The 16,653-nt window shown below is 42.8% G+C and carries 12 protein-coding genes and 1 tRNA gene; 11 read left to right on the top strand and 2 right to left on the bottom strand.

Going from position 1 to position 16,653, the window contains the following annotated elements; all coding sequences use genetic code 11:
• Window positions 1–23 precede the first annotated feature (23 nt).
• Window positions 24–101, bottom strand: a tRNA-Pro gene (locus tag ACFQ1M_RS04025).
• Window positions 102–418: 317 nt separating this feature from the next.
• On the opposite strand from ACFQ1M_RS04025, the gene ACFQ1M_RS04020 reads away from it, so the two are divergent.
• The 10 genes from ACFQ1M_RS04020 to ACFQ1M_RS03975 all read left to right on the top strand — a co-directional run bounded on the left by ACFQ1M_RS04020 (window position 419) and on the right by ACFQ1M_RS03975 (window position 14,202).
• A complete protein-coding gene (locus tag ACFQ1M_RS04020) occupies window positions 419–1,534 on the top strand; it encodes a PQQ-dependent sugar dehydrogenase (RefSeq protein ID WP_386404235.1) in 1,116 nt (371 codons plus the stop codon).
• Window positions 1,535–1,687: 153 nt separating this feature from the next.
• Window positions 1,688–3,634 (top strand): glucosamine-6-phosphate deaminase, encoded by a 1,947-nt coding sequence (gene nagB, locus ACFQ1M_RS04015; protein ID WP_386404232.1) that lies wholly within the window; start codon window positions 1,688–1,690, stop codon window positions 3,632–3,634.
• A gap of 39 nt (window positions 3,635–3,673) precedes the next feature.
• Window positions 3,674–6,652 (top strand): SusC/RagA family TonB-linked outer membrane protein, encoded by a 2,979-nt coding sequence (locus tag ACFQ1M_RS04010; RefSeq protein ID WP_386404229.1) that lies wholly within the window; start codon window positions 3,674–3,676, stop codon window positions 6,650–6,652.
• 18 nt (window positions 6,653–6,670) lie between these two features.
• Window positions 6,671–8,011, top strand: a complete 1,341-nt coding sequence (locus ACFQ1M_RS04005; protein WP_386404226.1) for a hypothetical protein — start codon at window positions 6,671–6,673, stop codon at window positions 8,009–8,011.
• 7 nt (window positions 8,012–8,018) lie between these two features.
• Window positions 8,019–8,678 carry a class I SAM-dependent methyltransferase gene (locus ACFQ1M_RS04000; protein ID WP_386404224.1) on the top strand — a complete coding sequence of 220 codons (660 nt, stop codon included), beginning with the start codon at window positions 8,019–8,021 and terminating at the stop codon, window positions 8,676–8,678.
• Between the two features lie 103 nt (window positions 8,679–8,781).
• Complete coding sequence (gene udk, locus ACFQ1M_RS03995; protein ID WP_386404221.1) at window positions 8,782–9,387, top strand: uridine kinase; 606 nt, start codon at window positions 8,782–8,784, stop codon at window positions 9,385–9,387.
• Between the two features lie 21 nt (window positions 9,388–9,408).
• Window positions 9,409–9,738, top strand: coding sequence for an FtsB family cell division protein (locus ACFQ1M_RS03990; protein ID WP_386404218.1), 330 nt, complete (start codon window positions 9,409–9,411; stop codon window positions 9,736–9,738).
• Window positions 9,738–11,099, top strand: coding sequence for a methylmalonyl-CoA mutase subunit beta (locus ACFQ1M_RS03985; RefSeq protein ID WP_386404215.1), 1,362 nt, complete (start codon window positions 9,738–9,740; stop codon window positions 11,097–11,099). The genes ACFQ1M_RS03990 and ACFQ1M_RS03985 overlap by 1 nt, the downstream gene beginning before the upstream one ends.
• A gap of 14 nt (window positions 11,100–11,113) precedes the next feature.
• Window positions 11,114–13,246 carry a methylmalonyl-CoA mutase gene (gene scpA, locus ACFQ1M_RS03980; protein WP_386404212.1) on the top strand — a complete coding sequence of 711 codons (2,133 nt, stop codon included), beginning with the start codon at window positions 11,114–11,116 and terminating at the stop codon, window positions 13,244–13,246.
• A gap of 74 nt (window positions 13,247–13,320) precedes the next feature.
• Window positions 13,321–14,202, top strand: coding sequence for an SDR family oxidoreductase (locus ACFQ1M_RS03975; protein WP_386404209.1), 882 nt, complete (start codon window positions 13,321–13,323; stop codon window positions 14,200–14,202).
• 98 nt (window positions 14,203–14,300) lie between these two features.
• Here the strand turns inward: ACFQ1M_RS03975 and ACFQ1M_RS03970 are convergent, their stop codons facing one another.
• A complete protein-coding gene (locus tag ACFQ1M_RS03970) occupies window positions 14,301–15,506 on the bottom strand; it encodes a hypothetical protein (RefSeq protein WP_386404206.1) in 1,206 nt (401 codons plus the stop codon).
• Window positions 15,507–15,882: 376 nt separating this feature from the next.
• Here ACFQ1M_RS03970 and ACFQ1M_RS03965 point away from each other — a divergent pair, with 376 nt between their 5' ends.
• Window positions 15,883–16,650, top strand: coding sequence for a ParA family protein (locus tag ACFQ1M_RS03965; protein ID WP_386404203.1), 768 nt, complete (start codon window positions 15,883–15,885; stop codon window positions 16,648–16,650).
• Window positions 16,651–16,653 lie beyond the last annotated feature (3 nt).

Raw genomic sequence — 16,653 nt, 5'->3', positions numbered from 1 at the left:
GACACAGTGTGTCTGGCTTTTGTTGGTCGGGGTGGCAGGATTCGAACCTGCGACCTCCTGCTCCCAAAGCAGGCGCGATGACCGGGCTACGCTACACCCCGAATAGTGAAATAATCAATATTTCAAATGGCAAATTCCAAAAGAATGAAACCTGCAGCGCCAAGGCGCGATACCGAGCGGAGCCTGTCCCGCACTTGTTGCGGTACTACACCCCGAATGGTGTAAATAAAACAATATGTCAAATACCAAATACTAAGTTTCAATAACTACTCCAAAACCTAGTAGGCCCCATGTTGGGAGAAGCTTATAACTTAAGTGTAATGTATATTGCCCTCCCAAATTAAGGATTGCAAATATATAGTTTTTATTTAATTGTAATAAAGAATAATTTGTAATTTCAGATATTAATCTATTGGTCATGAAGAGAATCTTGTACACTTTAATTTGCCTAGCCTTTTTTGCTTGTGCAAAACAACAGCCAAGTAAGTTGAAAGCACAATCAAGCCCCATTCAAAACTATAAACTCATTACGGTTGTAGATGACATGTATATTCCGTGGGGCATGACCTTTTTGCCTGACGGCAGCATGCTGATCACAGAGAAATCTGGAAAGCTTATCCATTTCAAAAATGGCACAAAACAAGAAATACAAGATCTCCCAGAAATAGCACTTCTTGGTCAAGGAGGCCTTATGGATATCGAATTACATCCGGATTACGAAGAGAATGGTTGGTTGTATCTATCCTACGCATCGTCTGAAGGTCCAAAAAATGGGGCCAACACAGCAGTAATGAGAGCGAAAATTACAGAAGGTCGACTCAGCGATAAGGAAGTGCTTTATAAAGCTACTCCCAACAGCAATAGAGGGCAACATTTTGGATGTCGTCTAGAGTTCGATAATGATGGATATCTTTATTTTACGATCGGTGACCGTGGCAATAGGGATGAAAATCCACAAGATATCACAAGGGATTGTGGCAAAGTATATCGAATTCATGATGATGGGCGAATCCCGAAAGACAATCCGTTTGTAGATAGCCCCAATGCAAAAAAGGCCATTTTTACCTATGGGAATCGAAATCCTCAAGGCATGGTCAAACATCCCCTGACTGGTGAAATTTGGACGCACGAACACGGACCTCGTGGCGGCGACGAGCTCAACATCATGCGAAAAGGAAGAAATTACGGATGGCCGGTGATCACCTATGGTATTAATTATAGTGGTACTAGAATCACCGAGCTCACTGAAAAGGAAGGGATGGAGCAACCCATCCATTATTGGACCCCGTCGATCGCGCCGAGCGGAATGGTCTTTGTCACCTCTGACAAATATCCCGCCTGGAAAGGCAATTTGCTGGTTGGTTCATTAGCCTTCCAATATCTGGAACGACTTGAGTTAAAAGAGGATCAAGTGACCTATAGAGAAAAACTCTTCGACGGTGTCGGACGGGTAAGAAATGTACGGCAAGGACCCGATGGCTATATTTATGTGGCGGTAGAAAACAAGGGTATCCTCAAAATTGTTCCAGAGTAAGGTTTTTTAAAGGATCATGCAAAGATATGGGACCGAAAAAGTGGTCACCATAACTTCGATATAGCGACGTATCTTCAATACGAATAAGAAGCTCTAAACATCTAGAACATAACTTTTTAGTATCTTTAGTAGAGATAACCAAGACCAACCACCATGCTGGATCAAGCTGCTAAAGAAAAAGTGTATGACCCTGCTTATTCAGAATCCAGAAAATTTGAAAAGGTTCATACCAGAATTTATGAGGATTCTAACAAGGCTTCTTACTATCTTGCTAAAAGAATTGCCCTCCTAATTCAAGAGAAGACCAAGAAGGGTCAACCCGCAGTATTAGGCTTGCCTACTGGATCTAGTCCGATCAAAGTATACGAGAATCTTGTGCATTTCCATAAAGATCAAGGATTGAGTTTCAGGAATGTAGTCACATTCAATCTTGATGAGTATTATCCCATGGTTCCAGATTCTATTCATAGCTATGTTCGATTCATGAACGAACATCTGTTCGACCATATTGATATCGCCAGAGAGAGCATTCACATCCCTGATGGTACTTTAACCAAAGAACAGGTCCAAAAATACTGCAGAACGTACGAACAAAAAATTGAGAAAATAGGAGGTATTGATATTCAACTATTGGGCATCGGTCGAACTGGTCATGTGGGATTCAACGAGCCAGGATCTTCAATCAACAGCCGAACAAGATTAATTCGATTGGACAAAGTAACCATTTTAGATGCGGCAAGTGATTTTTTTGGAGAAGAAAACGTTCCAGCTAGGGCAATAACCATGGGCGTAGGAACAATACTCTCAGCTAAAAAGATCTATTTGATGGCTTGGGGTGAAGGCAAAGCAGCGATCATTAAACAGACGGTTGAAGGTCCAGTCACGGAATCTATCCCGGCCACCTTTCTTCAGCAACATTCAAATTGCGAAATCGTTCTGGATCAAGCAGCAGCATCACAGCTAACTAGAGTTGATACACCGTGGTTGGTATCTGAATGTAGTTGGAATGAAAAGTTGATCAAAAAAGCGACCATTTGGCTTTCAGGCAAAACAAATAAGGCCATCTTAAAACTCACAAATGAAGACTACAACGAGTATGGTATGGGCAACCTTATCGCTGAAATCGGTTCAGCCGAAGAAATTAATCTTAAGGTCTTTAACCAGTTGCAAAGCACCATTAGTGGATGGCCAGGAGGTAAACCTAAAGCCGATGATTCTCAAAGACCTGAAAGAGCTTCTCCCTATCCAAAGAGAGTACTCATCTTTAGTCCACACCCCGATGACGATGTGATCTCGATGGGAGGCACCTTGATGCGGTTGGTGGACCAAGGACATGATGTACATGTTGCCTATCAAACCTCAGGAAATATAGCCGTATTCGATGATGATGTGCTGCGTTTTTTAGACTTCGCCCACGAAGCGATTCAACATGATGAGGCAAAAAGTGAAGCTAAAAAGCTATTTGAGGAAACACAATTTTTCATAGGACAAAAGCATGCAGGTGACTTGGATCCTCCAAAAATTTTAGAGCTCAAAGGCCTAATACGAAAAGGAGAGGCACTCTCTGCAGGCCGCTATTGTGGGATTGATGAAAAAAATATGCACTTCCTTAATCTCCCCTTTTACGAAACAGGAACGGTTAAGAAAAAACCATTCTCTCAACTAGATATCGATATCACCTTAAAGCTTCTTAACGAGATAAAACCACATCAGATCTTCGCCGCTGGCGACCTTTCCGATCCTCACGGCACGCATCGTGTGTGCCTGCAAATTATAATCAATTCTGTTGAACAACTAATTAGTGAAAATATCGATTGGCTGAAAGACACTTATCTCTGGCTATACAGAGGTGCGTGGCAAGAATGGGATATTGCCGACATGGAAATGGCCGTCCCAATCGGTCCCAAAGACATGAAAAGAAAGCGGAACGCCATCTTTAGACATCAATCTCAAAAGGACAAAGCGATGTTCCCAGGTGCCGATGAACGAGAGTTTTGGCAAAGAGCTGAACAGCGTAACCGAGAGACTGCCAACAAATACGATCAGCTCGGCCTTGCCGAATATGAGGCTGTTGAAGGATTTGTTAGATATCATTTTTGATAAGGTATAATAATAATAGATCAACCCAATTAAAACATTATGACAGTATTTCTCAACGCAATTAGAAATGAGGAATGGAGACCGAGACATCTCTTCTTGGTGACCCTTACCTTGTTGATGTGTTTTTCTATAAAAGCACAGAACACTTATTCCATTTCAGGGACCGTTACAGACGAGGAGAGTGGGACACCCCTTCCCGGCGCTTCAATACTTATCGATGGTACCTCTTACGGTGGCATCTCTGACTTTGACGGCAACTATAAATTCACAGCTATATTGGACGCCGGCTCGTATCTCCTTATCGCCAGCTATGTGGGATATACTACTGCCAGAGCTACCTTTAATACAGCTGATAGCAATACGATCACAATAGACTTCACGCTTTCTGACGATCTTCTAAATTTAGATGAAGTAGTCGTCACCGGAAATGTCATCGGTGCAAACAAACGAGCTTTGGGCAACAATATCTCATCGGTAAATGCCGAAGCACTGACCAACAATTCTTCCACACAAGTAGACCAGGCACTACAGGGAAAAATCACGGGAGCCTTAGTGACCCAAAACTCTGGAGACCCAGCAGGCGGCATTTCCGTATTGTTGAGAGGCTCTAGCTCCTTAGGAGGCAATCAGCCTTTATATATTCTCGATGGTGTTATCATCAACAATGCCAGCAATGAATTGGTGGACATTGGCGGAAATACTCAAAACAGGTTAGCCGATATCAACCCGAATGATATTGCCAAGATAGAGGTGATCAAAGGAGCAGCAGCAGCGGCAATTTATGGGTCTAGGGCGAACAATGGGGTGATACAGATCTTCACTAAAAAGGGAATCATCGGCCAACCCAAATTCAACTTCACCACAAATGTTCGAAGCAATTCGTTACGCAAAAAGATCGACTATAACACTGTTGGTCTTGCCTGGGTCGATCCCTTTGATAGAAACAACCTAGCCACCATCCCGGTAACACGTTATGATTATCAAGAAGAATTTTTTGAAACGGGATATGGTTTTGAAAATGCCCTATCTGTGAGCGGCGGTTCGGAAAATGTAAACTATTACGTTTCTGCTTCGCACCTTGCCAATGAGGGCATCATAAAGAATACCAACTTCAAAAGAACCAGTTTTAAGACGAATGTAAGTCTCAAAACTTTTGACTGGTTGGATATCACAGGTGATTTTAACTTCACGCGAAGCGTTAGCAGTGACATCCCTAATGGTGGTATCAATTCGGCCTATGGCGCGATTACAGGCTTTGTCTTTAGTGACAACTCTATCAACCCTACACCCGATTCATCAGGTGTCTATCCAGTTACCTCCTTATTGGTTCCAAGGACCAATCCTGCAGAAGCAGTAAACCGTTTCGAGTTTGGAAATAAGACCAATCGTTTCATTACCAGCTTCAAATTAGACGCCCAAATTTTTAAGGGACTTACGGCCTCATACACTTTGGGAATAGATTATTACAATCAGTCGGGAACCGCTTTCATCCCAATAAACAACACCTCCCCAAATGGTGACGGCTTTGCAAGAAGGAGCGATGCGAACAATTTTCAATATAACAGCGACCTAAATATAACGTATAGAACCACTATCACTCCCGATATCGAAAGTACGACAACTATTGGAGGTACCTATCAGTTTCAAGAAACAGAACGTATAGGTATCCAAGCCCTCGGTTTGCCCCCAATTGTAGAAACTGCAACTTCGGGTAGTATTTTGGAGCAAGGCGAGACAAGAATTCCTTTCGCGCTATGGGGTGGTTTTATTCAGCAAAGCTTTGGGTACAAAAACAAACTATTTATCAATGGCGCCTTACGTACTGACGGATCCTCTGCATTTGGGCAAGATGAGCGAGATCAATTATATGCAAAAGCAGGCATCTCTTATGTTGTTTCGGAAGAAGGGTTTTGGGAAAACACCTTTGGAGATATTTTTGAAACAATGAAATTACGCGCAGCGTGGGGACAATCTGGCGGATTGGATGCTTTAGCCCAATTCTCTCGTTTTACTAACTTTTCCCCAAGTGCCATCAATGGATCCACAAGCCTTATACCGAGTACCTTGTTAGGTAATTCCGATGCCGCTCCTGAACGACAAGAGGAATTTGAATTGGGATTCGATGCTAGCTTCCTCAATGGACGGTTGGGTGTTGAATTTACCTATTACAAACAGGAGGTTTCAGACCTTCTCCTTCAGAGGGAGCTGTCACCATCGTCTGGGTTCGGTTCAAGATTTGAAAGCGTCGGCACCTTGGAAAATGAGGGAATAGAAGTTTTACTTAGGGCTTCCCCAATTAAAACGAACGATTTTTCGTGGAACATCACCGCGACGTATACAAGCAATGACAATGTGATCACCAATGTTGCCGGTCAGCAATTTGCGCTTGCAGGAAGTTTTTCTACCAACTTCGTCATAGAAGGGCAACCGCTGGGAGTATTCTATCGTCAATTTTACGCTAGAGAAGCCAATGGTGATATTGCACTGGATGCGGACGGATATCCCTTTAGAGGGGTTACCGCCGATGGCGAATCTTCAAAGGTCTTGGGAGATCCAAATCCCGACTGGTATGGCTCGCTGATCAACGAATTCAGTTACAAGAACTTTGATTTTCGCATACAGTTCGATGCTGTCCAAGGATTTGATGTGTTCAATTGGAACAGACGTTTGTTAGACAATGTTATATTTGGTGGTGGTTCTAATGTTGGTGAAGAATTATTGGGCAATCGCCCTAAAGGATTTGGCGGTGCCCAAGCAGGTATCTTCGAAGAGTTTGTAGAAGATGGTTCTTTTATTAAATTAAGAGAGGTTTCCCTCAGCTATAATATAAAAACCCCGTTTAAAGCAATTGATAATATCAAACTGAGCCTCGTCGGTAGAAACCTAGTGTCTTGGGATGACTATAGTGGCTGGGACCCAGAGGTCAACACTGGTGGCCAAGGTAATGTACGCGGTTTTGACTTTGCAGCCGTACCTATTCCTCGAACCTTTCAGTTTGGAATCAATGTATCCTTTTAACTTTTAAAATCTACAACGATGAAAAATATATTCAACTTTAAAAATCTCAGAGTCAAAGGACTTATCTTATTGGTTTTCTTGGTTTCATGTGAGACGGACTTTGATAATCCAAACGCCGCTACAGATGAACAGACCTATTCATCTAGAGAAGGTATTTTGGCAGCTACCGTTGGAATGCAACAGCTATACTCAACTACAGGAATCCGGTGGATTGTTGAAACACCTGCCATCACGACAAGAGAGGGCGGAATTACCACTACCTTTCAAAATATGATCGAACTAGAGGATGGAGGTGCAGACCTTCCAAATTTCAATTCCAACGTAAGGGGGCTATGGGCCACGATGCTGAGAATAATGAAGATAGCCGAGGATGTAGAGTCTAGCACACCCGGCATCAGTCTTGCTCCAGGCACAAAAAGCGGACTTACGGCCTATGCCAAATTGTATAGGGCTTTATGCATCGGTAGTTTAGCACAAAACTATGAGCAGGTCGTAATTGAGACGAATCAGGATAATAATGCTTCGTTCGTACCTCAACAAGCTGGTTTTGAAAGAGCAATAGAGCTTTTGAATGAGGCTAAGGCACTGATAGTGGCCACACCTGTCTCTCAAGAGTTTGAACAGGAAATCACCAAAGGAGACATCGACCTACAAAATATCATCGAGGCCTTTTTGGCCCGGTATTATCTCTTTGCAGGTAATTATGACGCCGCGATAACCGCCGCAAACAATGTTGATCAAAGCAGTACCTCGGTTTTTAAATACGACACTCAAAACTTAAATCCTATTTGGGCCAGAGTCTATCAAAACAGTGCGCCAAATTTTAAGCCTCGGGATAATTTTGGTTTACCTAGCACTTTTGTTTATGACACAATGGATGGTCGATCAGGGTTTTATTTGATTCCACTGAGCCAGACCAATCAAAACGGTTTGCCTATAGAAGATCTAGCAGGTTTCTTTGATATAAATACCGAAGATATCCCTGTCTATATTCCCGATGAGATGAATCTGATCATCGCTGAAGCCAATTTGCGGAAAGCAACCCCAGATACGTCTGCAGCGATCAATGCGATTAATGATGTGCTTACGGATAATAGTGACCCCTTCGGAATTAATGCCAATGTGGGTGCGTACGCAGGGGCGACCACCGTGGATGCACTTCTTTTAGAAGTGTATCGAAATAGAAGAGCAGAGCTGTTCCTTACCGGGATGAGTCTAGAGGATAGCAGAAGATTTGGGCGTCCACAACCTAGTGGCGCCGCTATGCAATATAACGAAGAACGCAACCGTAATTATTATCCCTACCCGGATAATGAGAGAAATAGCAATCCAAATACGCCAAATGATCCAAGTATATAAGTAATCTATGAAAAATATTTTAGACTCATGGAATATAAATGCTTCAGAATGGATCAATACAATTGACAAACAATTGATTCCCTCAAGAGCGGTTACCAATAAAGTCATTGTAAATACTATTCTGAAGCATAATCCTAGTAAATTGCTCGACGTCGGTTGCGGTGAGGGTTGGTTGTCCAGAGAGCTTTCTTCCCGGGGTATTTTTACCGTAGGAATTGACGCAACAGATGAATTAGTGAAAAATGCTAAGACAAAAGGGAATCAAGATTACTACAAACTCCTTTACGAGGAAATCATTGGAGGAACGATGATTCCTTCCAGTCCTTTTGATGCAGTTGTATTTAATTTCAGCCTTTATGAACAGGAAAAGACCTTTCAACTATTAGCTGCGATCAAGAATACCCTAGCTCCGAAAGGAAAGATTTTCATACAAACCATTCACCCCTTTTTTTTGATCTCCCAACGGTTATCATATAAAAGCCAATGGATCCACGACTCCTGGAAGGGGTTAGCTGGTAATTTCGTGGATGGACATATTTTGTATGCTAGAACATTTTGCGATTGGATAGAGGGTGTTTCTAAAATCGGGCTTTCCACCATCGAAATTTTAGAACCGCTAGACCCGACTTTAGGTCAGCCCTTGTCCTTGGTCCTGGTCCTACAATGAAGGCCGTAATAAAATTGTCATTAACTAAGCATAAAAATATCCTTGACAAATATCACTTTTAAATAGAAGTCAAATCCCTAAATTTGTCAAAAAGTAATCGCGCATGCTGATCATAGGAATTGCCGGTGGTACTGGTTGTGGAAAAACCACTGTGGTAAACCAAATTATCAATGAACTTCCTCCGGACGAAGTTGGAGTCATATCGCAGGATTCTTATTATAAAGACACTTCAAACCTTTCTTACGAAGAACGGACAAAGATCAACTTTGACCATCCAAGAGCTATCGACTTCGACCTCTTGGCCTCGCATCTAGAAATGCTTAAAAACGGAGAGCCCATTCATCAACCCGTATATTCTTTCGTGCAGCACAATCGTACAAAAGATACCGTACTTACACATCCGAGAAAAGTGATGATCATCGAAGGCATTTTGATCCTCACCAATCAGGAGATCAGAGACATGTTCGACATAAAGATCTTTGTGCATGCGGATTCTGACGAACGTTTGATACGAAGGGTTCGTAGAGATATCAATGAGCGGGGACGTGATATAGATGAAGTTTTAAATCGCTACCAAACCACGCTGAAGCCAATGCATCAACAATTTATAGAACCCACAAAAGAATACGCCGATATTATCATCCCTAACAATAAATACAATACGGTAGCTGTTGATATTGTACGCACTATTATCAATGAACGGCTTTAACGCTATTTAGAATCGAGTTAGATGAAGTTTTATCAAAGGCTAAAAGAAAAGAAATGGTTCGCCATCATAAGTAATGTCTACGTACTCACTGTTACAGGATTTGTGATCTGGATGCTTTTTTTAGATACCAACTCGTGGCTCACCCACAAAGAGCTTAATGAGGAGATCGAAAAGTTGGAGCAACAAAAAAGGCATCTCAAGGAAGAGATCCTCAAGGATAAAGCAACACTGAATCGATTGAGAGACCCAAAGGAATTAGAAAAATATGCGCGCGAGCGCTATTATATGAAAAAGGAAGGTGAAGAAATTTATATCATAGAATACGAAGATAGCCTAAACACCAACCAATAATGACAAAAAAATTATTTAAGGAATTCAATGCCGTCTCTGCGAAGGAGTGGAAGCAGAAAATACAATTCGATCTGAAAGGTGCAGATTACAACGACACCCTCATTTGGAATTCCTTAGAAGGAATCGATGTGAAACCATTTTATCATGGTGATGATCAGAAAACCCCACAAGGCATAAAATCCAATGCAACCGCCTGGGAAGTTTGCCAAAAAATCTATGTGGCAGATGAAATGGGCGCCAATAGAAAGGCAACTGATATATTATCTCGCGGTGCCGAAAGCCTGTGGTTTGTCTTACCATCTGAGGGCATTGATCTCTTAAAGCTCTTTAAAGACATCGATCTCAACAAGGTTTCGATACATTTGGAACCGCAATATGTGTCTGCCGACTTCACAGAAAAAATAAAGTCCTTGGCATTAAAAGACACGTCATTTTATATCCATAACGACGTCATCGGTAATCTTGCAAGAAGCGGAAATTGGTTTCACGATGAGAAAAAAGATCTCGATGTTTTGACGACCGCATTCGGTCATCTACCCACACTCGCCATCGACGCTACCCTCTATCAAAATGCGGGAGCTAACCTGGTGCAGCAATTGGCGTATTCGATCGCCCATGCAACAGAATACATGAACGTGCTGGGTAATGCCAAAAACAAATTGAATAGTACGGTGGTTTTTAAAATGGCTGTAGGCACTAATTATTTCTTTGAAATTGCCAAATTGCGAGCGCTACGATTGCTTTGGCATTCGGTAGCGACGGAGTTTGGCTTCCATCCTGAATGCCATATTCTTGCAACTCCAACAAGACGAAACAAAACGCTCTACGACTACAATACGAACATGCTTCGCACCACGACAGAGAGTATGAGTGCTATTTTGGGAGGGGCCAACACCATTTGCAATCTTCCCTACGACGCCATATATCACAAAGACAATGAGTTTGGCGAACGGATCTCTCGCAACCAGTTGCTGATCCTAAAATCTGAAAGTTATTTTGATAAAGTGGACAACCCAGCTGATGGTGCCTATTATATTGAAGAATTAACTCAGCAATTAGCAGAAAAGGCATTGGCACTATTTAAAGATATTGAAGCTAACGGCGGATTTTTAAAGCAATTGAAAGAAGGGACCATCCAACGAAAGATCAAAGAGCATGCAGATAAGGAGCAAGATGCCTTTGACAAAAATGAAGAGGTGTTGATCGGATCTAACAAGTACCCCAACGAAGAAGATCGTATGAAGGATGACCTAGAACTCTATCCTTTTGTAAAAAAGCATCCGAGAAAGACGGCGATCGTCCCCATAATCGAAAAACGTCTGACGGAAAAATTAGAACAGGAACGATTAAAAAAAGAATAGATTAGACCTTGACCATGAGAAAGGACATCCAACACATCACTGCAAAGAAATCCGATAGCGACAAATCAATGGCCAAGAAAACCCTTAGTTTCTCCTCCGCCGAAGGTATTGAAATAAAATCCCAATACAGCAAGGAAGATGTCGATCAAGTAGAGCACTTGGACTTTGTAGCCGGGATAGCACCCAATCTTCGCGGCCCTTATTCCACCATGTATGTGCGTCGTCCGTGGACCATCAGGCAATACGCTGGTTTCTCCACTGCCGAAGAATCCAATGCCTTCTACCGTCGTAACCTAGCCGCTGGACAGAAGGGATTATCTGTTGCGTTCGACCTTCCCACCCATAGAGGTTATGATAGTGACCACGAACGTGTGGTCGGCGATGTCGGAAAGGCTGGGGTGGCCATCGACTCGGTTGAAGATATGAAGGTGCTCTTCGATCAAATTCCGTTAGATAAGATGTCGGTCTCTATGACCATGAATGGCGCTGTATTACCCATCATGGCCTTTTATATCGTTGCCGCCGAGGAACAAGGGGTAAGACCCGAGCAATTAGCAGGTACCATCCAGAACGACATTCTCAAAGAATTTATGGTCCGTAATACCTATATCTATCCTCCCACCCCTTCGATGAAGATCATTTCGGACATCTTTGAATATACAAGCAAGGAAATGCCGAAATTCAATAGTATCAGTATTTCGGGCTATCACATGCAAGAGGCTGGGGCCACCTGCGATATCGAACTGGCCTATACCCTAGCAGATGGTTTAGAATACATACGAAAGGGGCTAGAAGCAGGAATGGACATCGATACGTTTGCTCCTCGTCTCTCCTTTTTTTGGGCCATTGGGATGAATCACTTTATGGAAATAGCTAAAATGCGCGCAGCGCGGATGCTGTGGGCCAAGCTCGTAAAGCAATTCAACCCAAAGAATCCAAAGTCATTGGCCCTGAGAACCCATAGCCAGACCAGTGGTTGGAGTCTCACCGAGCAAGATCCCTTCAACAATGTGGCGCGAACCTGTATCGAAGCGGCGGCGGCGGCTTTCGGCGGAACACAATCGCTACATACAAATGCCCTAGACGAGGCAATAGCGCTTCCTACTGATTTTTCTGCAAGAATTGCAAGAAACACACAGTTATTCCTTCAGGAGGAAACCAAGATCACCAAAACAGTCGACCCATGGGCCGGCAGCTACTATGTAGAAAGTTTGACCAATGAGATCGCCCATAAAGCCTGGCAGCTGATCCAAGAGGTAGAGGAATTGGGTGGCATGACCAAGGCCATCGAAGCGGGAATCCCAAAGATGCGCATCGAAGAGGCCGCCGCACGAAAACAAGCTCGCATAGATAGTGGACAAGACATTATTGTAGGCGTTAACAAATATCGATTGAAAGAGGAAGATCCACTTCATATCTTAGAAGTTGATAATCAAACCGTGCGCAAGCAACAAATTCTACAGTTAGAAAAACTAAAGGCCGAAAGAAATTCGGAAAAGGTGGCCATGGCACTGAAGAAGTTGACCGAGGCTGCCGAATCGGGAAAGGAAAATTTACTAGCTTTAGCAGTAGAAGCAGCACGAGAACGAGCAACACTCGGAGAAATATCGGATGCTTTAGAAGCGGTATTCGGAAGATACAAAGCTAAAATACAATCATTTTCAGGCGTGTACAGCAAAGAGATACAAAACGATGAAAGCTTTGAGAAAGCAAAGCATTTGGCCGACAAGTTTGCGGAGATCGAAGGACGTCGTCCGAGAATTATGATCGCCAAAATGGGACAGGATGGTCATGATCGTGGTGCCAAGGTGGTGGCGACGGGTTATGCCGATGTTGGTTTTGATGTCGATATCGGTCCTCTGTTCCAAACGCCCGCCGAAGCAGCGAAACAGGCCGTAGAAAACGATGTACATATACTTGGAGTGTCCTCCTTGGCCGCAGGGCATAAAACACTGGTTCCACAGGTCATCGAAGAATTGAAAAAATACGATCGGGATGATATTATGGTCATCGTGGGTGGGGTCATACCCGCGCAAGACTATGAGTTTCTTTTCGATGCTGGTGCCGTCGCCGTTTTTGGTCCAGGCACCAGAATAAGCGATGCCGCTATTAAGATACTCGATATTCTTATCGATAGCAACGAATAACTTCTTATTATGCATGCATAATAGTTAGGATTTTCGTTACATTTACATTTCGAACAATTAACTGATCAATGACTATGGGATATACAGATAAAATGCTTCGCGATGATGCGTTGAAGGGTAAAAACATTGTGGTTACCGGAGGTGGTAGCGGTCTTGGGAAAGCAATGACCAAATATTTTTTGGAGTTGGGCGCCAAGGTGGCCATTACATCAAGAAACCTAGAAAAGTTGCAAGGAACTGCCAAAGAACTGGAAACAGAAACTGGTGGAACTTGCCTAGCTGTACAATGCGACGTTAGGCATATCGATCAAGTTGAGGCCATGCACAAGACCGTCATCGATGCTTTTGGAAAGGTAGATATCCTCTTGAACAATGCTGCGGGAAACTTTATATCGCCCACCGAAAGATTATCGGCAAATGCCTTTGACACCATTATCGATATTGTCTTAAAGGGAACCAAAAACTGCACCTTGACCTTCGGAAAACATTGGATTAACACCAAACAAGAAAACACCAATGTCTTAAATATTGTAACGACTTACGCTTGGACAGGATCGGGTTTCGTCGTGCCATCGGCCACAGCAAAAGCTGGCGTACTGGCCATGACCAGAAGTTTGGCCGTAGAGTGGGCAAAATACGGTATGCGCTTTAATGCGATCGCTCCGGGCCCCTTCCCCACCAAGGGTGCATGGGATCGTTTAGTACCTGGAGATCTCAAAGAAAAAATTGACCTGACTAAAAAAGTACCGCTCAAACGTGCTGGAGAGCATCAAGAACTTGCCAACCTTGCCGCCTATTTGGTATCTGACTTTTCGGCCTATGTCAACGGTGAAGTCGTTACGATTGATGGTGGAGAATGGTTGCAAGGCGCTGGAGAATTCAATATGCTAGAACAAGTACCCAAAGAAATGTGGGATATGCTAGAAGCGATGATCCGCTCTAAGAACAAAAAGTAAAAGTTTTTGACTAGTATTAGAAGAAATCATTTCGAAACCCCGTGCCATCTTCATGTTGAGGAGTCATCTTCGAGTGTAGTAAAAGGTTTACATAATGATCAATAACTATTGGTCGCATAACCCTTTCGCACCCTTCTGCGCTCGCGTCTTATGCGTCGTTGGCGTTGTCTTTTTGTTTCGTTCTTCTTTATTTCTTTCTCTTCACTCTTTAATTTATAGGCAATGTCGATACTCGTCTTCTTTTCCAAACGTCTAATATCCCCATCCCAAAAATACGATAGGATTTCAGTCGGATTATGAAAATCGTCATAAGTATACAAATGAAGAACGCGCTTGCGAATCGTTTCGTTCTCATTCTGAATCAACATATCACCATCAACTTTCATCAGCCGTGCTGTTCTAAAGACCTTAAATTTCTCAAAATTACCTTTGGTGTCCTCGAGCTGATAGCTCTCAAAATCTCCATTATCGTCGTAGTAGAAATAACCATCGACAAAGGTCTCCTCTCCTGCCACGACATCATAATCTGCAAACTCGTGCGCATCGATCGGTAGGCTATGGTCGATATTATCTGCCATGAAACGATTGTAGTGTCTGGAAAAACAATAAATATCACCATCGGGTTCGTAATTATATTCCGTCTTATACACATTAACGGTCTCAAACCAAAGCAAATGCCGCTCTTTGACCTTCATTCTTTGAAGCGAATCATAGGTAAATCTTAAAACTTCCGTATTTCTTCGATCCCCAAGGTACCTTGTGCTTTCATCTCCTTCCTTATCATACATGATATCTCGCTTGTAGGTCCTCACTTCTGAAAGCTGAAGATGTTCATTGTAGCTAAAGTCTTTTTCGAAATATTCCTCGCTATCCATCAACATACGCACCAAGGTGTCGCTTTTGAATAAGAATTGCACCACATCATCAACGCCTGCCTGTGTCAACGTAACTCGTCTCAAATTGTCCACGCTATCCACTTCCACATCGGGCCGTGGTTTTTCAAAAGGGGTATAATTTCCCTCTCCCACACTGACTTGTTTTCTGTGCGAATTGATCTTTCCGTCTTTGGAAAATGTCGTTCTCGTAACTTCGGAATAGGCGACACGTTCAAAGTCATTGAACCTAACGAAAGTCTTTACAACCTCTCTTGGATTTCCATCCAATTTACTGGGGTCATAGATCTTTGGGTCGTTCAAAAATTGATAGAATCGATTTTCAGGTAGCGGAAAAGTAGGTTCTTTTGGGACATTTTGAGCATAAAGCATCGAAAATGAGAACATGAAAAAAGGGGCAAAGTATTTCATAACTGCATTTTGCGTCTTCTAATATAAGACTTCTCTAGCATTTAACAGAAAAAAAGTTGCCGATTAAAAGAAAAATGTTCTGTTATTCAACCATGTAGGGATGATCAGAATTCTTTCTGTCATGTTGATCGATGAATGAAGTAAATGAATCGCAATCTGTAGGAAACCTATTATCTAAAAAGCGCGAAACAATTTTATTGTTTATTCATCATCTTGGACAGCATCAACACCTTTGATTCAAAATTGATGATCGGCTATGATCCGAACGGCGGCAACTATGGCGACGCGCCTATTTTTCGCAGAGTCGGTTGTTAACAAAATTCATTTTTAAAACCCACAAATAGTTGTATTTTTATCGCTTAAACTTACTTCATCCATGGGCAAAATCATTGCTATTGCAAACCAAAAAGGCGGTGTTGGAAAAACGACCACCTCCGTTAATTTAGCAGCTTCACTGGGCGTATTAGAAAAGAAAGTGCTGGTCATAGATGCCGATCCCCAAGCAAACGCCACCTCTGGTCTAGGAATAGATGTAGAAGGTGTTGAAGTTGGTACCTATCAGCTTTTGGAGCATACGATCGGAGCCAAGGATGCGATCATCGCCACCGAATCCCCAAATTTAGATATCATTCCGGCGCATATCGATCTTGTAGCGATAGAGATTGAGTTGGTGGATAAGGACCAGCGGGAATACATGATGAAAAAGGCGATCACCTCTCTAAAGGATACCTACGATTATATCCTGATCGATTGCGCACCTTCCCTAGGCCTGCTCACCTTGAATGCACTGACCGCCGCTGATTCGGTCATCATTCCTATCCAATGCGAATATTTTGCCCTCGAGGGACTCGGTAAGTTATTGAACACGATCAAAAGCGTTCAGAAGATCCACAATCCAGAATTGGATATCGAAGGACTGCTATTGACCATGTACGACTCGCGGCTTCGACTTTCTAACCAGGTCGTGGAAGAAGTGCAGAAGCATTTTAACGATATGGTTTTCAAGACCATCATACAACGGAACATCAGATTGAGTGAAGCTCCGAGTTTCGGAGAAACCATCATCAATTACGATGCGAGTAGCAAGGGTGCCACGAATTATCTAAATTTGGCGCACGAAATTATTAAGAAAAACAAGGCATAAGGC

The organism is Sungkyunkwania multivorans, assembly GCF_042675645.1.
Lineage (GTDB): Bacteria > Bacteroidota > Bacteroidia > Flavobacteriales > Flavobacteriaceae > Sungkyunkwania > Sungkyunkwania multivorans.
The sequence above is the reverse complement of the archived record's forward strand: the minus strand, read 5'-3'. Positions and strand labels throughout refer to the sequence as shown.

Excerpts from the sequence above, each read along its gene's own strand:
- ACFQ1M_RS03975 (WP_386404209.1), top strand. The coding sequence starts at position 13,321 with ATGGGATATACAGATAAAATGCTTCGCGATGATGCGTTGAAGGGTAAA.
- ACFQ1M_RS04010 (WP_386404229.1), top strand. The coding sequence starts at position 3,674 with ATGACAGTATTTCTCAACGCAATTAGAAATGAGGAATGGAGACCGAGA.
- ACFQ1M_RS03990 (WP_386404218.1), top strand. The coding sequence starts at position 9,409 with ATGAAGTTTTATCAAAGGCTAAAAGAAAAGAAATGGTTCGCCATCATA.
- ACFQ1M_RS03970 (WP_386404206.1), bottom strand. The coding sequence starts at position 15,506 with ATGAAATACTTTGCCCCTTTTTTCATGTTCTCATTTTCGATGCTTTAT.
- scpA (WP_386404212.1), top strand. The coding sequence starts at position 11,114 with ATGAGAAAGGACATCCAACACATCACTGCAAAGAAATCCGATAGCGAC.
- nagB (WP_386404232.1), top strand. The coding sequence starts at position 1,688 with ATGCTGGATCAAGCTGCTAAAGAAAAAGTGTATGACCCTGCTTATTCA.
- ACFQ1M_RS03985 (WP_386404215.1), top strand. The coding sequence starts at position 9,738 with ATGACAAAAAAATTATTTAAGGAATTCAATGCCGTCTCTGCGAAGGAG.
- ACFQ1M_RS04000 (WP_386404224.1), top strand. The coding sequence starts at position 8,019 with ATGAAAAATATTTTAGACTCATGGAATATAAATGCTTCAGAATGGATC.
- udk (WP_386404221.1), top strand. The coding sequence starts at position 8,782 with ATGCTGATCATAGGAATTGCCGGTGGTACTGGTTGTGGAAAAACCACT.
- ACFQ1M_RS03965 (WP_386404203.1), top strand. The coding sequence starts at position 15,883 with ATGGGCAAAATCATTGCTATTGCAAACCAAAAAGGCGGTGTTGGAAAA.
- ACFQ1M_RS04005 (WP_386404226.1), top strand. The coding sequence starts at position 6,671 with ATGAAAAATATATTCAACTTTAAAAATCTCAGAGTCAAAGGACTTATC.
- ACFQ1M_RS04020 (WP_386404235.1), top strand. The coding sequence starts at position 419 with ATGAAGAGAATCTTGTACACTTTAATTTGCCTAGCCTTTTTTGCTTGT.